The 16970-nt window shown below is 66.0% G+C and carries 19 protein-coding genes; 12 read left to right on the top strand and 7 right to left on the bottom strand.

Annotation, left to right across the window (positions count from 1 at the left end):
* Positions 1-51: 51 nt before the first annotated feature.
* Genes GV035_RS05910 through GV035_RS29695 form a run of 3 tightly spaced genes read right to left on the bottom strand, consistent with a single transcriptional unit; the run spans position 52 to position 2301 of the window.
* Positions 52-1434, bottom strand: a complete 1383-nt coding sequence (locus GV035_RS05910) for a sensor histidine kinase (RefSeq protein ID WP_159834060.1) — start codon at positions 1432-1434, stop codon at positions 52-54.
* Complete coding sequence (locus tag GV035_RS05905; RefSeq protein WP_159834059.1) at positions 1431-2171, bottom strand: response regulator; 741 nt, start codon at positions 2169-2171, stop codon at positions 1431-1433. The genes GV035_RS05910 and GV035_RS05905 overlap by 4 nt, the downstream gene beginning before the upstream one ends.
* A 7-nt stretch (positions 2172-2178) precedes the next feature.
* Entirely contained in the window at positions 2179-2301 is a 123-nt protein-coding gene (locus tag GV035_RS29695) for a hypothetical protein (RefSeq protein WP_268892229.1), read from the bottom strand.
* Between the two features lie 337 nt (positions 2302-2638).
* Here GV035_RS29695 and GV035_RS05900 point away from each other — a divergent pair, with 337 nt between their 5' ends.
* From GV035_RS05900 to GV035_RS05890, 3 genes are all read left to right on the top strand, one after another.
* Positions 2639-2857, top strand: a complete 219-nt coding sequence (locus GV035_RS05900; protein WP_159834058.1) for a DUF4148 domain-containing protein — start codon at positions 2639-2641, stop codon at positions 2855-2857.
* Between the two features lie 49 nt (positions 2858-2906).
* Entirely contained in the window at positions 2907-3326 is a 420-nt protein-coding gene (locus GV035_RS05895) for an organic hydroperoxide resistance protein (protein WP_159834057.1), read from the top strand.
* A 185-nt stretch (positions 3327-3511) separates the two neighbouring features.
* Entirely contained in the window at positions 3512-3994 is a 483-nt protein-coding gene (locus GV035_RS05890) for a DUF2934 domain-containing protein (RefSeq protein WP_159834056.1), read from the top strand.
* A 12-nt stretch (positions 3995-4006) separates the two neighbouring features.
* Here GV035_RS05890 and GV035_RS05885 read toward each other — a convergent pair whose 3' ends face one another.
* On the bottom strand, positions 4007-5170 hold the full coding sequence (locus tag GV035_RS05885; protein WP_236572452.1) for a YbfB/YjiJ family MFS transporter: 1164 nt from the start codon (positions 5168-5170) through the stop codon (positions 4007-4009).
* Positions 5171-5302: 132 nt separating this feature from the next.
* Between GV035_RS05885 and GV035_RS05880 the strand changes: the two genes are divergently transcribed.
* Positions 5303-6175, top strand: a complete 873-nt coding sequence (locus GV035_RS05880) for a LysR substrate-binding domain-containing protein (protein WP_159834054.1) — start codon at positions 5303-5305, stop codon at positions 6173-6175.
* 19 nt (positions 6176-6194) lie between these two features.
* On the opposite strand, the gene GV035_RS05875 is transcribed toward GV035_RS05880, so the two are convergent.
* The 3 genes from GV035_RS05875 to GV035_RS05865 form a co-directional block, all read right to left on the bottom strand.
* Positions 6195-6908, bottom strand: coding sequence for a TetR/AcrR family transcriptional regulator (locus GV035_RS05875; RefSeq protein ID WP_159834053.1), 714 nt, complete (start codon positions 6906-6908; stop codon positions 6195-6197).
* 109 nt (positions 6909-7017) lie between these two features.
* Complete coding sequence (locus GV035_RS05870; RefSeq protein ID WP_159834052.1) at positions 7018-7302, bottom strand: hypothetical protein; 285 nt, start codon at positions 7300-7302, stop codon at positions 7018-7020.
* A gap of 40 nt (positions 7303-7342) precedes the next feature.
* Complete coding sequence (locus GV035_RS05865; protein ID WP_159834051.1) at positions 7343-7624, bottom strand: hypothetical protein; 282 nt, start codon at positions 7622-7624, stop codon at positions 7343-7345.
* 347 nt (positions 7625-7971) lie between these two features.
* Between GV035_RS05865 and GV035_RS05860 the strand changes: the two genes are divergently transcribed.
* The 8 genes from GV035_RS05860 to GV035_RS05825 all read left to right on the top strand — a co-directional run bounded on the left by GV035_RS05860 (position 7972) and on the right by GV035_RS05825 (position 16933).
* Complete coding sequence (locus GV035_RS05860; protein WP_159834050.1) at positions 7972-8214, top strand: hypothetical protein; 243 nt, start codon at positions 7972-7974, stop codon at positions 8212-8214.
* 94 nt (positions 8215-8308) lie between these two features.
* Positions 8309-9313 (top strand): S1 family peptidase, encoded by a 1005-nt coding sequence (locus GV035_RS05855; protein ID WP_159834049.1) that lies wholly within the window; start codon positions 8309-8311, stop codon positions 9311-9313.
* Between the two features lie 172 nt (positions 9314-9485).
* On the top strand, positions 9486-10985 hold the full coding sequence (locus GV035_RS05850; protein ID WP_159834048.1) for a SulP family inorganic anion transporter: 1500 nt from the start codon (positions 9486-9488) through the stop codon (positions 10983-10985).
* Positions 10986-11584: 599 nt separating this feature from the next.
* Positions 11585-12751: a hypothetical protein gene (locus GV035_RS05845; RefSeq protein ID WP_159834047.1), complete on the top strand. Its 1167-nt coding sequence runs from the start codon at positions 11585-11587 to the stop codon at positions 12749-12751.
* Positions 12752-12911: 160 nt separating this feature from the next.
* Positions 12912-13331 (top strand): DUF2946 domain-containing protein, encoded by a 420-nt coding sequence (locus GV035_RS05840; RefSeq protein WP_159834046.1) that lies wholly within the window; start codon positions 12912-12914, stop codon positions 13329-13331.
* Positions 13332-13433: 102 nt separating this feature from the next.
* A complete protein-coding gene (locus GV035_RS05835; RefSeq protein ID WP_201303915.1) occupies positions 13434-14330 on the top strand; it encodes a hypothetical protein in 897 nt (298 codons plus the stop codon).
* An 11-nt stretch (positions 14331-14341) separates the two neighbouring features.
* Positions 14342-14719, top strand: coding sequence for a copper resistance CopC family protein (locus GV035_RS05830; RefSeq protein WP_159834045.1), 378 nt, complete (start codon positions 14342-14344; stop codon positions 14717-14719).
* Positions 14720-14878: 159 nt separating this feature from the next.
* Positions 14879-16933, top strand: a complete 2055-nt coding sequence (locus tag GV035_RS05825; RefSeq protein WP_159834044.1) for an ATP-binding protein — start codon at positions 14879-14881, stop codon at positions 16931-16933.
* Positions 16934-16970: the final 37 nt, after the last annotated feature.

Below are 16970 nucleotides of genomic sequence, written 5' to 3'. Positions count from 1 at the left end.
AGTCCCGCACCGCGCGTGTCTCGATTCCACGAGCTTCCAGCCGGCGTCCCATCACAACAAAGCGCCCGCGCGATGCGAGGAAAACGCGCGTTCCAACACCAGCCGCGCTTCCAGCCCGCCGCCTTCACGCGGATGCAAGGTCAACGTGGCGTCCATCGCCCGCGCGAGTTGCCGCGCGATTGCAAGCCCCAGCCCCGTACCGCCCGTTTCCCGATTGCGTGAGTCTTCCAGCCGCACGAAAGGCTCGAACACCGCTTCTAGCGACGCTTCCGGAATGCCCGGCCCGCGGTCCATCACCGCGATGCGCGCACGGCCATCGGCGAGCGCCTTCATTTCGATTTCCGCCGCGCCCGAGAACTTGAGCGCATTGTCGACGAGATTGCCGACGATCCGCCGCAACGCCTGCGGCCGCGTCACCATCGCATGTCCGATGCGTCCTTCGAGCGACACGCTCTTTCGCGCGTCGCGGTAGTCATCGACGATGCTTTCGATGAGCGCGTCCGGGTCCACGCGCACCGCCGCTTCCTGCGTGCCGTGCAAGGTCCGCGCGTAGGTCACGCCTTCCTTCACGAGCGTTTCCATCTCCTGCAAATCCTGCCGCAGCTTCGCGCCGGTCGCGGTGTCGTCCATCACGTCCACGCGCAGGCGCATGCGCGTGATCGGCGTCTGCAGATCGTGCGTGATGGCCGCGAGAATCTGCATGCGCTGCGCCATGTACATCGCGACGCGGTCCTGCATCGCGTTGAACGCCTTCGCGGCGCGCAGCACTTCGTCCGGGCCTTCTTCGGGCAGGCGCTGTCCCTTCAGATCGGGACCGAGCGTGTCGGCGGCGTGCGCCAGTTGCGCGAGCGGGCGCGTCGCGAGGCGCACCGCGAGCCAGCAGCACGCGACCAGCACCGCCAGTTGCAGCGCCAGCAGAAACGGCAGCCAGCTCGACACGGGCGTGCCGTGCATGGGCCTCATGTCGATGGTGAGCGGCGAGCCGTCGGACAGGCGCAAGTGAATCTGGAAGCGTTCGCCTTGGCCGGGGACCGCGTTCACCGTCAGCGGATACCGCTTGCCGATGCCGTCGGCGATCGACTGCGCGAATCGCCCGGACAACGCCGCATCCGGCGGCGCGCCGCCGACGCCGGGGCCGAGGATGAAATCGTAGGTGCGCCGCGCGAGCCGCGGCAGCCACGCGGCGCGTTCGGCGGGCGGCAGATGATCCAGCAGCGCGACGGAACTCGCCACTTCGCGCTCGACGTAGCCGGTCATCACGTTGGTCATGCTCTGATCGCGCTCGGTCATGGTGAGCCAGAACGCGGCGCCTTGCGCCACCGCGAGCCCGACGAGCAGGATCACGGCCAGCCGCGCGAAGAGCGTGCGCGGCAGGCGCAGCCAGGCGGCGGCTGAACGCGGCGCTTCGCCCGGCACCTCGACGCGCGTGCTCATGGCGTGCCGCCGAGCGGCGTCACCGCTGCCGAGAACACATAGCCCTCGCTGCGCAGCGTCTTGATGTAGCGCGGCTCGCGCGCCTCGTCCTTGAGGCGCTGACGCAGGCGGCTCACGAGCAGGTCGATGGAGCGGTCGAACGGATCGGCCTGGCGGCCCTGCGTCAGATTCAGCAATTGATCGCGCGTGAGCACGCGCTGCGGATGATCCAGAAACACGCGCAGCAAGCGGTACTCGGCGCCGGAGAGCGCGACCATCGTGCCGTCCGCATCGAGCAGATGCCGGGCGGTCGTGTCGAGCCGCCAGTCGCCGAAAGCGAGCATCGGCGCGGTTTCCGTCACCTGCATGCCGGGCGGCAGCATGCGCGTGCGGCGCAGGACGGAACGCATGCGCGCGAGCAGTTCGCGCACGGCGAACGGCTTCGGCAGATAGTCGTCCGCGCCCATTTCGAGGCCGAGAATGCGGTCGGCTTCCTCGTTGCGCGCGGTCAGCATCAGTACCGGCACGGAGCGGAACTTGCCCGAGCGCAATTCGCGGCACAGCACGAGCCCGTCTTCGCCCGGCAGCATCAGATCGAGCACGATCAGATCCGGCGCGCCCTGTTCGAGCACGGCGCGCATCTGCCGGCCATTGGCGGCGAGCGACACGCGCATGCCGTTCTTCTCCAGATAGGTCGCGAGCAGTTCGCGGATGCCGCGGTCGTCGTCGACGATCAGCACGTGGTCGGTGGTTTCCATCGATCGCTCATGGCTTCTTGCGCTTGAATTGCATCCGGGCGGGTGTCAGCAACAGGCACTGCACCGGATGCGCGAGTTCGGCCGCCAGTCCGCCCGCGAGGAAGGCGACGATTGCGAGCATGCGTTTCACGGATGACTCCAGGCGTTCACGATGCAAGCGTTATAGCCCAGAACGCGCGTGGTTTCGACGGGCGGGCCGCGCGTTTTGTATCGCAGTGTATCCGTGGCTTCGCGCGATACATAGCGTTGCACGCGCCGTTCGACATATGACCGGAGGGGCGCGGCGTTTGTATCGTCATGTATCCGGACACGGCCCGATACAGAGCGATTCGAAGAGGGCGCTTTCCCGAAACATGCCGGATACACGGGCGCGGTTCAATGGCGTCACGGCAGCAGACGGTGCAGACATTGCAAACGTGCGATGGCGGGCATCGGAGAGCGTCGTTACTTTACTCAAGGAGCTCATCATGAAAACTTCGATCATCGCTTTTGCTTTCGCCGCCAGTGCTTTCGCGGGAGCCGCGCAAGCCGCGGTCACCGACACCGCGCCCGCGTCACAGGACGCGCAATCGCCGGCCGTGCATCGCGTCATGGGCAAGACGCGCGCCGAGGTTCGGCACGAACTCGCGCAGGCGCAAAAGAGCGGACAGATCGCGGCGCTGTCGAGTCTGTATCGCGGTAGCTGATTGGCTGCGCCATCGCGTATCGCCTGATATGAACTTTTGGAGGATCACCATGACGACGCAAATCGATACCGTGCTGTACACCGGCAAGACCCATGTCACCGGAGGCCGCGAAGGACACGCGCGCAGTTCCGACGGCCGGCTCGACGTGAAGCTCTCGACGCCCGGCGCGGCGGGCGCGGGCACCAACCCCGAGCAACTGTTCGCGGCGGGCTGGTCGGCGTGTTTCATCGGCGCGATGCGCAAGTCCGCCGCCGTGTTGCAGGTGAGGCTGCCCGACGATACGGCCGTCGACGCCGAAGTCGATCTCGGCACGAACGACGGCGCGTATTTGCTTCGTGCGCGGCTCGCGGTCAGTCTGCCGGGCATCGACCGGGATATGGCGCACGCGATCGTCGAGGGCGCGCATCAGACCTGCCCGTATTCGAAAGCGACGCGCGGGAACATCGACGTGACGATCAAGGTCGTGTGAGCGCGGCGGCATGGCGGCGGCGCGATGCTGCGCGCGCTGCCGGATCGCGTGACTTCGTGTGGATGCGAGCGGGCAGAGTGCGCGAACCACCGTGCGTTTGCGCGGTCCGCGGTTGAACGGCACGAGACGACCTGCTATGTTCGCTTGAACCTCACTCAGTCCTCGGAGTCACGATGCAGTCGAAGTTGCGCGAAGAAGATATCCGAACCCGTGCCTATCTCCTGTGGGAGGCCGATGGCCGCCACTCCGGGCGGGATCACGTGTATTGGCAGCAGGCCATCGCTCAACTGAAGGAAGAAGGCGTCGCGCCGTCGCGCGATCCGGCCGCTGGCGAGCATGCGGCGTCCGATGGCAAGAAGTTGGCGAAGGCCAAGAAGGGCGCTGCGGCTCCCGAGGCCGAAGCGAAGACGAAAGCCAGGACGAAGGCACCGGCGAAGACTTCGGCGAAGACGGCAGTCAAGACCGCAGCAAAGACAGCAACGAAGACCGCAGCAAAGAAGTCAGCGAAGACGAAGGAACCGGCGAGCGGAGCAAAGGCCAAGTCCGCGGCGGTTGAGAGCGAATCGAAGGCCAAGCGCGGGGGCAAGACGGCCGACGCCGGGGCTTCGGACACTGCCAGGAAGCCGCGTCGCGGCAAGGCGGCCGAAGGGCAGGCCGAATCGAAGTAGGGCAGCGATTCCCTACGCTTGCACCGCGCCGCGTCGGCCAACGATCGCCAACGCCACCGCGCCCAGCCCCAGCGCCGCGACCGCAATCCATAGCGCGAACGAGAACGATCCGGTCCGCTGGGCGATCGGCGCGGCGACGAGCGGCCCGACGATCTGTCCGAGGCCGTATGCCGCGGTGGCGTAGCCCATGAGGCCGGCTGCGGCGTCGCCGCGCAACCGGCGCGCTTCGCGCATCGCGAACAGGGTGATGGCGGTGAACGGCAAGCCAAGCAGCACAGTGCCGGCGCCAAGGCCGATGGCGGTCGGAAACACGATGCCCAGACACATGCCCGCCGCCTGCACGAGATAGCTCGCGGCCAGCAAGCGCCGGTTGTCCCATGAGATCGGCAGGCGAGCGGCGATCAACGCGCCCGCGATCAGCGCCAGTCCGAACGCCGGCCAGAACAGATCGGGCCACGGCGACCCCGGCAACGCCTGCCGCGCGATGACCGGCAGAAACGTCGCGGTGATGATGTAGCCGAATCCCGCAAGACCATAAAGGCTCACGAGCCAGAACGAATCGGCACGCGTCGCGATGTGCGTCGCGCCGCTCGCGGCACGCTTGTGCGCGGACGCCGGTGCGGGCGCGGCGGCGAACATCTTCCAGATGAAGGCGACCGCCACCCCCGAGCAGACCGCGAAGCCCGTCCACACCCACGGCGCGGTCACGCCGAGCGCGGCGGCTGCGGCGCCGAGCAAACCCGTTGCGACGATGCCCACGCCCGGTCCCGCGTAGATGATGCCGCTCAGGCCGTGCGCGTCGAGTTCCGCGAGCCGCCGCAAGCCCCACTGCGACGCGAATACGAACGCCCACGCGCTGACCACGCCCGCCGCGAAACGGATCGCGGTCCACGCCCAGAACGCATGCAGAAGACCCATCGCCAGCGTGAAGACGGCGGTCGTCACGAGCGCGAGACGCACCATGCGGCCGTGATCGATGCGGATCGCCGCGCACGTCAACGCGCCGATCAGATACCCCGCGTAATTGGCCGATGCAAGCCATCCGCCCTGACGGATATCCAGCGCGCCGCTTTTGAGCATCAACGGAAGCAGCGGCGTGAACGCGAACCGCCCGACGCCGAGCGCCACGGCCAGCGCGACGGCACAGGCGAGGGCGGCATCGCGCGCGGGGTGCATGGACCGTGCTTGGGCTTCGGCGGACGTAGCCATCGATGGATAAAAAAAGAAAGAGCAGTCACTCGATGCTAGCTTGACCGCGTCATCTTGAAAAATGAATAATCAAGATGCGATCAATCTCGGATGCAGATCATGGACCTGGGCTCATTGGCGATTTTTCGGGCTGTCGTGCGGGAAGCGGGCGTGACGCGGGCGGCGGCCAAACTGAATCGCGTGCAGTCGAACGTGACCACGCGCATTCGCCAGCTGGAGGAAACGCTCGGCACCGAGCTTTTCGAGCGGAACGGCCGAAGGCTCGTGCTGACGCCCGCAGGCGAGACGCTGCTGCCGTACGCCGAACGTCTGCTCGCGCTAGCCGAAGAAGCGCGTCATGCCGTGCGCGAGAATCGTCCGCAAGGGCGTCTGCGTCTCGGGACGATGGAGAGCACCGCCGCGAGCCGGCTGCCGCGTGTGCTCGCGGCCTACCATCAACGCTGGCCGGAGGTGACGCTCGAACTGGCGACCGGCGTGACGCGCGCGCTCATCGACAGCGTGCGCGCCTATGAAGTCGATGCCGCCGTGCTCGCGCGGCCCATCGAGCCGAATGCGTTGCCCGCCGAGCAGTTCGAGTCGGTTCCCGTGTTTGAGGAAGAACTGGTGATGGTGACGCCGCGCGGGCGGCATCCTACCGCGATGGCGCGCGAGATCGCCGGGCTCACGCTGGTCGCGTTCGAGCGCGGCTGCGCGTATCGCGCGTATGCGATGCGCTGGTACGAACTGCAAGGCGTCCGGCCGGCGCGTGTGCTGGAGCTGGGTTCGTATCACGCGATCGTCGCGTGCGTCGCGGCGGGCGCGGGCGTGGCCGTCGCGCCGCGCTCGGTGCTGCAACTCGCCGGCCTCGGCGACGAAGTCGACGTGCATTCGCTTGGCGAACTCGGGCGAGTGAGCACGCTGCTCGTCTGGCGCAAGGGGCACTGTTCGGCGGCGCTCGGCGCATTGCGCGATCTGCTGATGGAGCGGTCGTAAGCGCCGTGGATGCCACACGTCACGCGGCCTGGCCGATGTTCAATTGCACGTGGTCGATCGCCGCCATGACAAGTTCTTCCGCGTTGCCGATGCCTTCGGCGGCTGCGGCGAGCACGTCGAGACGGCCGTCGATCAGCAGCAGTGAGAGCCCATGCACATAGGCCCACGCTGCGGTGAGCGCGACGGCACGCGAGGCGTCCATCGGTGCGAAGGTGTGCCGTCCCGCAGACGGCGCGGACGGCGCGTCGTCGAACACGCCCGCCAGCGCGAGGCCAGCGGTTCTCCGCGCTTCGACGAGCGACGGCCGGTGAGCGTCGAACATCTCGCCGCGCGACATCAGGCGCATGAGATCCGGGTTGTTCTTCGCGAAGGCGATATAACCGCGCGCGATGGCCCTGCGGCGTTCCGACGTGCCCTGCACGTCCCGTGCGCTGTTCGCGATGGACGCCGACAGACGCAGAAAGCCATCCGCCGCGAGTTCGCTCAGCACGCCCGCCGTATCGCCAAAGTGGTGCTGCGGCGCCGTGTGCGACACCCCCGCCTCGCGCGCGATTGCCCTGAGACTCAGCCCGCCGATTCCGTCGCGCTTGAGCACCACTTCAGCGGCCCGCAGCAATGCTTGCGGCAGCGATCCGTGGTGATACGGCTTCTCCTGTTCCTTCGCGACCGCTTTCGCCGCGCGCTTTCCTGTTCGCGCCGGCTCCGCGAGGCCGCTTTCGCTTTTGTCGACCATGACATACGTCGCTATTTTTACAATGGAAACATATGGTGATGCGTTTTGGACGAAATGTCAAAGACCGCATCGGATAGCGAGTGGCCGGTCCGGCCATGAAGGAAAGAACTCACCGCGCTTCTTGCCGTTCGTCCGTCATCGCGCGGCGGGCTCCGGCAACGGGCGCTTCGTCGGTCGAATGACCGAATCGCGCGGCGAGCCACTCCTGCGCCCATTGCATGGCGAACGTCACCGCGTCGTCACGCAAGTCGAAGCCTGCGAGGTCGCCGCTCATGAAGATGTCGGTCTCGCTGCCGTCCGCGTTATTCGCGCTGATGCGCGCATGAGCGATGTATTCGCCGTCCGCCCGGCGAGGCGTCGGGTCGATGCGATAGGTGGATAAAGTCGGTTGCATGTGCCTCTTCCGTCGGGCCGATGTGTAGTCGCTGAGCGCGCTAGTCGAAGAGCGTGCTGGTCTGCACACACGTGTCGATCATCTTTTCCGCGTAAGCGTGCGATGCGCGCCGCGCGTCACCGGCATCCTTGAACGGACCTTGCGAGTCGAGCTTGAACACACGGCTTCGCGTGGCGCCGTCGGCGATGCCCGGCTCCTGAATGCGGACGGCGGCATCGAAACCTTCGTCATAGTTGTGTCCGCGACCCGATTCGGCGGGCCGGCGAGAAAAGACGAGGGGATAAATTTCCAGACCACGGTAAAGTCGAAACTCGATTGTCATGAGATGCTCTCGCGCCGCGCGGTGGCGGCAATGATGTTCAGGGCGTGGAAGATTTCGGTATTGATGACGCAGTGGCCGCGTTGCACGGCCGCCATTCATGCGGGCATGGGCTTGCCGACTGCCGCTCGTGTCACTCGCTGTCGGTCACGACTTGCTATCCTGATCCATGCTACGCGCTTCGAGGACTTTGTACAGCGAAATTTCCCGGCGGCGCTCGCGGCGATTAGCGGCGCGTCGCGGCCGTTCGCTCAGCCGCGAACGCGCCTGAGCTTTATGTGTCTATAATGAGCCGCACCCATCACATACTCCCGGCAAGAGGCGCGTGATTCCGGCATCTGGAGCGCCTCATGTACCGCATCATTCCCTATCGCGGCTTTGAGATTCATGTCAGTCTTGCGGCATCCACCGCAGACTTGTACGACGTGTCTTTTCGGATCAAGGGCGGCAGCAATCTCGGCGTCCTTGGGCAATGCGGCCGCACCGTCACGCTCAACAACGGGCCGTTCACGCGGCGCTGGTCTTACCTCATCGCGGAGTGCGCGGGGCAGGCGGCGATCGACCTGTTGCTCGCTCCGGCGAACGACGAATAATCGACGAATAACCAACGAATCAGCGCGCTGGCGTCGATCGCCAAGCTGCCGTCAGTGGCTCAGCGTAATGACGCTGCATACAGGACAATCACTCATGCAAGCGGACTTCCACGATGTCTATTCGAGCCCCAACGGCGACACATGGCGGCTGCGCATCCGGGCCGATGCCGCGCCCGTCGTCGAGCATCGTCCAAACGCGGCTTCGGGCGGTCAGGCATCGGAGATGTCCGTCGAGGCGTTCCTATCGTCAGACGAAGCCACGCCGCAGCGCGAGGCTTTGATCGTCTTGCTCGAGCAGCTTCGCAGCGACGGCTTGCAACAGCAAACGCCCGCTTCCGCCGAACGCGCGGTGCATGGCGAGCCCGCCGCGGATGCGCTGCTTCTCGCGGCTGCGCGCGTCAGGACGTTCGCCGACGATCAGCACCTGACGAATGCAAGCGGCTTCTTCTTCGCTCGCGATGAACGGCTCTTCCTCGTGACGAGCCGTCATGTCGTTCACGACGAGCCCAGCAAGCACTTTCCGGATCGGCTCGACATCGAACTGCACGTCGATGGCGACAATCTCGGCGCATCGGCATGGTGTTCGCTGCCGCTCTATGCGGACGGCGCAGGTCTGTGGCGAGAAGGGCTGGACGGCGGCGGCGCGATCGATGTCGCCGTGCTCGAACTTCAGCGGGACACGCTGCCGAAGACAGCCGTGTTCGACGCCTTCGGTCCCGAGCATTTGCCGAAGGCTGACGGTGCGCTGCCGATCGGCGCTTCGGTGCTGATCGTGGGCTTTCCGCTGGGCTTTCATGATTCGCTGCATCATCTGCCGGTCGTGAGGCAGGGCGTCATCGCTTCGGCGTTCGGGCTGCGCTTTCAGGGCAAAGGATGCTTCATCACCGATGCGCGCACGCATCGCGGCACGAGCGGCGCGCCGGTCGTCACGAGCGATCCTTCGAAAGCAGGCGCGGCCGGACAATCGCGTCTGCCGTGGATGCTGCTCGGTATTCATTCGTCGACCATCGACATGGGCTCGCGCGACGTGCAAATCGACGAAACGCTCGGCCTGAACAGCGCGTGGTACTCCGACATCCTCCTGACGCTGACAAGTTAGCACGCCGCCCGGGCGCATTTTCACCGTTCTGTTAAAATGCGCGCTCTCCGTCAGGCCCGGACACATCGCATGCGCGAGGCGCAGTCATCGCGTTGCAAGCCGGCTTGAGCTTCAGTTGTCTCCCCGTCCGGCGCTCGCGCGCGCCGCACATCTTCGTCCGAATCCATTCGCCATGACCAAGCCCGCGATCGGGACTCACACGCGCGTCGTCTCGCGCCTTTCATTGCCGTCGTCCCGTGCCGAATGGGTGCGTGAGATTCTGGCGGGCGTCGTCACGAGCCTCGCGCTGATCCCCGAAGTCATCTCGTTCGCCTTCATTTCGGGCGTCGAGCCGCGTTCGGCGCTGTTCGCCTCGGTCGTGCTGCTGATCGTCACGTCGCTGCTCGGCGGACGGCCCGCGATGGTCACGGCCGCGGCGGGTTCCGTCGCGCTCGTCGTCGCGCCGATGGTCCACGCGCACGGCGCGGCCTACATCCTGCCCGCAGTGCTGCTCGCGGGCCTGATCCAGATTGCGTTCGGCGCGCTCGGCTTCGCGCGCATCGTGCGCTTCATTCCGCGTTCGGTCATGCTCGGGTTCGTCAACGCGCTTGGCGTTCTCATCTTCTGCGCGCAGATTCCGCATCTCGTCGACAAGCCGCTCGCCGTGTACGTGCTGTTCGCGATCACGCTCGCCATTGTGCTGATCGGGCCGCGCGTGACGCGAGCGGTGCCGGCGCCGCTCGTCGCGATCGTCGTCGCGACCGTGCTCGCCATCGCGCTGCACTGGTCCGTGCCGACAGTCGGCGGCGACCATCCCATGTCGTCGGACTTGCCGGGCCTCACGCTCTGGACCGTGCCGTTCGATCTGAGCACGTTGAAGATCGTCTGGCAGACGGCGGTTTCCATTGCGTTCGTCGGCTTGCTGGAGACCTTGCTCACCGCGAAGCTCGTCGATGAAGTGACCGCGACGCGTTCGCACAAATCGCGCGAATCGTGGGCGCTCGGGCTCGCGAATCTCGGCGCGGGCGCGTTCGGCGGCATCGCCGGTTGCGCGATGATCGGACAGACGGTGGTCAACGTGGAGATCGGCGGGGCGCGCACGCGCGTCTCGACGCTCGCGGCGGCGGCCACGCTGCTCTTGCTGATCACCGGTCTCAGTTCCGTGATGGCGCGCATCCCGATGGTCGCGCTCGCCGGCGTGATGATGGTCGTCGCCGTGAAGACGGTGGACTGGCACAGCCTGCGCCCGGCCACGTTGCGCCGCATGCCGCTCATGGAGACGTCGGTGATGCTTACGTCGGTCGCGTTGACCGTGTACACCGGCAATCTCGCGATCGGCGTGGTCGGCGGCGTGCTGCTCGCGACGGTGCTGTTCGCGCGCCGCGTCGCTCATGTGATCCGCACGACGCGTACCGTCTCGGACGATGGCGGCAGCGTGCGTTACGAAGTCCACGGACCGCTTTTCTTCGGCAGCAGCAACGATCTCGTCGACCAGTTCGAGTACGATGCCGACCCGCATTCGGTCGTCATCGACTTCTCGAAATCGCAGGTCTGGGATGCATCGAGCGTCGCGGTGCTGGACTCCATCGAGAACAAGTATCGGCAGCGCGATGCTGCCGTGCGATTCGTGGGACTGGATGAGCGGAGCCAGGCGTTCCATGCCCGGCTGAGCGGAAACTTGAACGCCGGCTGAAGACGAAGGCATCGCCGGGCTTTGTCTCGTGCTTTGTGCTGAGCGGTCCGGCCACCGGAACCGCAAAAATTCGCAGGGAGCGCGCGGTGTGCCGCAAGGTATCGCCGGACCGGTCATAGCATCGGCGCGCCCGCAGGACTGACCACCGCTTGTCTCGACGTCGTAAATCCGCCGCAGCGCATGCGGCTTTTTTTTCTTTGCGCGGCACGCCACGTTTTGTCCCGGCAGCCTTTCACGACGGAAACGCCCGCGTTCGCATTGCGCATGATGCATCGCTTGCTTTTAGCGGCGGGTCGCGCTGCCGCTTGATTTACCACGAGGTTTTCCGGCTGAACACTTAGGATCACAAAGCAAAATGGCGATGCCCGATTACAAAAGCGAACGCGCGGCGAACAGCGTACGAGGCCCGGCAACCAGCGAGAAGCAAGGCGGCGCGACCGCAGGAAGCCGTCGAGTGACGCGCGCAAGTCAAAGGTAAGACGAAATCGCTTGCAACGTTAAGTGCCGCACAATCGGGCGTTCGCTCCGCGTGTACTGTTCTCCCTGACCGCCCGGCTTGAGAGGCGGAATACAAGCGTTTAACAGATACGGGGAAACGAATGAAATCACGTGCAGCGGTTGCGTTGAGTGTCCTGTTGGCGGCGTGCGGCGGCGGCGGAGGCGGCGGCGCCTCGAACGGTGGAACGACGGCGGCGTCGGCCGCGCCCGCGTCGAGTTCCACGCCGGCGTCGAGTTCCGCGCCTGCGTCGAGTTCCACGCCTGCGTCGAGTTCGACGCCCACGGTCTGCTCGGGCGGTCCTTACACGACGGACGCCACGAAGGTCTGTTCGGATGCGTCGGGCAACGTCGTCACGGCCTACGTCTACACGCAGCCGCAAACGGTCGTCGCGGACGGCACGGTCATTTCCGCCGATACGACGTGGCCCGCGAGCGGCTCGCCGTACTACATCGCGGGAACGGTGCAAGTCGCCAAGGGCGCGACGCTCACGATTCCGGATGGCGTCGTCGTCGAGGGCCTGAAGCCCGTGCCTTGCGCGGCGGACTGCATCGGCACGGTGCCGACGAAGGGCATCATCAACGTAGCGGGGCAATTGAACGTCGGCGGCAGCAATCAGACGCAGTTGCTCGGCGTGACCGTCAGCAACGTGGACGGCAGCGTGGGCGGCGGCACGGTCAGTATCCAGCACACGCTGCTCGAAGACGCATTCGTGCAGATCAGCCGCGCGGCGCCGTTCTCGATGACCTACAGCCAGGCCTACCGGCTGAACGTCACGCCGATCGTGCGCGCGGGCGTCACGACCTATCAGGCGGGCACCAACGGCTACCCGAGCTTCAGCAACGCCACGCTGAAATACAACACGTTCGTCGATTCGGCTGCGTTTGCGTTCGACCCGTCGGTCGTCATGCAGAACAACCTGTTCGTGAACATGGTCGACGGCCTCGCGCTGATCGACGCGTTTCCGGCGAGCGGCGCGCCCACCGGCATCGCGAAGAACAATTCCTTCCTGTTCAAGGAAGATTCGCCCAACGGCAATCGCCAGGTGATCGCGGCGCACGGAACGTATGACGCGTCGACGGTGCATACGTTCGACTTCTCGAACAACTTCTGGGGCGTGACGGACAACACGACGATCCAGTCGCGCATCCTCGACAGCACGAATTCGAGCAGCCCGCGCTTGCCCAACGTCATCAACTACGCGCCTGCGGCGACCGCTGCCGACCCGGCGACGCCGGCCGATCCGCAAAGCGGCACGCCGAATATCTGACGGCCGCGACGGTCGACGGCCGCGCGGAGGTGGCTAGCCTCGCGGCCGTCGCACGCGGCACGTCGCCGTTCTGAATGACGACCCGCTTTGCACAAAACTGGCGAACGCAGCGGCAGCGCGTGGCATACTCGGCACCGTACCGTATCGGAACGTCGGGTCCATGCAGAGCCGTTTAACTCGGACGATTGGCGGACTGTTGGGATTGCTTGCAATCCTCATGGCGTCGCTCGCTCCGACCGTTTCGCAGACACTCGCCGCTTGTCATCACGCTTCTCGTCACGCTTCTTCTCTCCCTCATCATCCCGAGCACGCGGCAGCCGGCATGAACTGCCCGATGCCGGCCATGGCCATGCAACACGCGCCCGCCGGCAAGTCGAAGGACGGCTCCTCGATGTCCGACGCACAGGCGTGCGGCTATTGCGGCCTGCTTGCCCACATGCCCGCCTTGCCCGTGCCGCAAGCCCGTTTTGCGCTCACGGTGCAGGCAATCGTCCACCGCGCGGCCACGCGCTTCGAGAGCGTTCGGCTGGTGGCACGCGTGTCGCCGTCGCAGCCGCGCGCGCCACCTGTCTTGTCCTGATCCGGCTTTGATCGACGCGATGCGTGAACCGCATCGCAATGCCCCGCGCATCGGCCAGCCGATGCGCGCTGGCATGACGACGACCTCATCCAAGGACACGACATGCACGTCATCTCGACGCGCTGCGGGCATCCGCTGCTCGCGGCGTCATCCGCTTCGGCCATCGCGGCCGCTGTTTTGCTCATGCCCGCTGTCGCCGGGGCGCACTCCGTCGCCGGCGACCGCGTCTTTCCCGCGACGATGGCGGTCGACGACCCCGGTGTCGGCGATGAAGCCAACCTTCAGTTCGGGCACATTCGCGTGCCCGGCGACGACGGCGACCAGAGCATCAATACGTTCGAGTTCGAGTACGACAAGCTGATCACGCCGAGGCTGGCGGTAGCGGTCGGCGGCACGTATGCGATGCAGAACAATCCGACCGCGCACGGCTTCGACAACTTTGAGGTCGGGCTGAAGTACCTTCTGTACGTCAACGAGGCGCACGAGTTCATGACGTCCGTCGGCGTCAGCGCCGAGTTGGGCGGCACCGGAAGCCGCGCGATCGCGGACAGCCATTCGACCATCTCGCCGACCCTCTACGCGGGCAAGGGCATGGGCGATCTGCCCGACTCGCTGGCCTATCTGCGCCCCCTGGCGATAACGGCGGAAGTCGGGCCTGCGCTGACCACGGGCTCCGGCCAGCCGAACGCCTTCAACTACGGCTTCACGGTGCAGTACAGCTTGCCGTATCTTCAGCAACACGTGCGCGATGTCGGCTTGCCGCAGCCGTTCTCGAACCTCATTCCAATCGTCGAAATACCGCTATCGCGAAGCCAGGGGCAGACGACGGGCACGGTCAATCCCGGCTTCATCTGGATCAACCGCTACGGCCAGTTCGGCGTCGAAGCGCAGATTCCGATCAACCGGGCGAGCGGTTCGCATGTCGGTATCCTCGTGCAGGCGCATATTTTCTTCGACGACGTCGCGCCGACGACGCTCGGCAAGCCGTTCTTCAAATGAGGGAGGCTGAAATGAAGCATCATCGAAACGCCGGGCCGCGGCTTGCGAGCGGCGCCGCGTGGGTGGCCGGGCTCATCGTGTCCGGTGCGGCGTGCGCGCATGTGTTTCCGCAGAAGCAGGAGCCGGGCGCGGGCGCGACGGTTGCCGCGCCGGCGCGCATACGCATTCTCTTCGACGGGCCGCTCGAGCCCGCATTCACGACGCTGACCGTGACCGATGCGGCCGGCAAGCAGGTCAACACCGAGAAGTCGAAAGTGGATGCGCAACAGCCGGCCATCGCCACGCTCGCACTGCCAACCTTGCCTGCGGGGCATTACACCGTCCATTGGGCGGCTGTCGCGGACGACGGGCACCGCACGCACGGCGATTACAGCTTCGATGTCAGATGACTTACGGAGAGCTTGCACAGCGATTGCGTCAGCTTCGGGAGCGCGCCGCCTCGTGAGCCGAGGCGGCGCGGTAGAGCAAATTCGCCGTGTGCGTTTCGGTTCGGGGATGGTTCCTGCTGTTACCATCCCCCGTCCAATTTGCCGTTGCCTCGAGAGCCAGTGAAACCTTTATACGTGAGCGTCATGGCTCAGTCGGCGCGACTGCTCGCTCTGTGCGTGCTGGGCGTCGTGTCGGCGGTGTTCGCCGGGTACGTGACCCACTACCCGCTGCTCATCACGATCGCCCCCGCGCTTCAGGGCATGTCGGTGCTCACCGCCGCGGGAATCGGGTGCATCGCGCTTGGGTTCATCCTGCCGCGCGGCGCGGGCGCTCGCCTCAGTTGGCTCGCGCTCGCCGCTGCCATCGCCGCGCTCGTTTCTCATGCGATCAGTGCGCGCGATGCGGTCAGCCCCGCGCTCGCCCATGTGCTGTTCCGCATGCCGGCGGGGCAAAGCGGCCGCACGTCGATTGCGACGGCCATCGGCATTTCGCTGCTCGCGCTCGCGCAACACCAGCGGCTTCTGCGCCGGCACTGGCTCGCCGATCTGCTCGCCAGCGCCGCGTTGCTGCTGAGCGGCACCGCGTTGCTCGGTTATGCGTACGGCGTCGGCGATCTTTACGCACTCTTTCTGTTCGACACGATGGCGGTCCACACGGCCGCGTCGCTGTTTGCGCTCGGACTCGCGATGCATCTGGCGCAAGCCGAATGCGGCTGGGCACGAACGATCGCGTCATCGCGAGCAGGCGGCGGCGCGACTCGACGCCAGCTCGCGTTCACGCTGCTGCCGCCCATCGTCGGCGGTCTGATGCTCAAGCTGACGCGCGACGGCGGTCTCGGCGCGGGCGTCGCGATGGCGCTGCTCATCGTCATCACCATTGCGCCGCTGATCGCGCTGATTTTGCACGACGGCCAGACGCTCGATGCGCTCGATGTCGAACGCGAAGCCCGCGACCGGCTCAAGGAGCAGACCACCGACGAACTCAATGCGCGCCTCGCGGAACAGGCCGCCGCGCTCAACCACGAGAGCGCGGAGCGCGCCAGGGCCGAAACCGCGATGCACGCGGCGCAGCGTCTGGAGGCCGTCGGCAGGCTGACGGGCGGTATCGCACACGACTTCAACAACCTGCTGATGGCCATTTCCGGCAACCTGCATCTCACGCAGACGAGCCTCGGCCTCACGCATCCGGCGCGCGCGTACGTGGACAACGCGGCCGTCGCCACGCAGCGCGGCGCGAAGCTGACGGGGCAATTGCTCGCGTTTTCGCGCACGCAGCGGCTCGACATGCGCCCTGTGGAACTGGACGCGGCTTTGCAGGAAGCGCGCAGCCTCTTCGGCAATGCGCTGGGGCCCAAAATTTCCATCGACGTGCAGTTGCGCGCGCCGGGCGCGTGGATCATCGCCGACGTCGATCAGCTGCATCTGGCCATTCTCAATCTTGCGCTCAATGCGCGCGACGCCATGCCGGCGGGCGGCACGTTCAGCCTGCATACGTTCGTCGAAATCGGGCAGGACGCTGTAACGAGCCATGCCGGTTTCGCGACGATTCGTGTCATGGACACGGGTGTGGGCATGACGCAGGCGGTGATCGAGCGCGCGATCGAGCCGTTTTTCACGACGAAGGAACGCGGCAAGGGCACCGGGCTCGGGCTCGCGCAGGTCTATGGCGTCGTGAAGCAGTGCGGCGGCGATTTGCGCATCGCGAGCGCGCCGGGCAGCGGGACCACGATCGACCTGCTGTTGCCCCTGACGGCCGCCGCGCACATTCCGTCGCCGACGTCCGAGCCATGCGAACCGCTGCCGTTCGCGGACACCGCGCCCGCCGGGCCGCTCCTCGTCATCGACGACGACGAGCACGTGCGCGTTTCCCTCGCCGAGATGTTCCGCACTGCGGGCTACGTGGTGGCGGAAGCGGAGAACGGCGTGGTCGGATTGCGCATCATGGAGGAGGTGAAACCGGCGCTGGCGGTCATCGACTTCATCATGCCGGAACTGAACGGCGCCGAGGTCGCGCGCCTCGCACGCGCGAAACGGCCGACGCTGCCGATCATTTTCGTGAGCGGCTACTCGGATACGCTCGCACTCGACGAAATCAGCAACGCGATTGTCCTGCGCAAGCCCGTGGGTCCGGACGCGCTGCTGAACGCAGTGCGCGACGCATTGCGGGCCGCCTGAGTGCAGTTTCGGAGTCTGGTGTCTCACCACACCCGGT

It is taken from the genome of Burkholderia sp. 8Y (genome assembly GCF_902506145.1).
Classification (GTDB): Bacteria; Pseudomonadota; Gammaproteobacteria; order Burkholderiales; family Burkholderiaceae; genus Caballeronia.
Note: the sequence above shows the minus strand (reverse complement) of the source record. Positions and strands in the feature narration are given on the sequence as shown.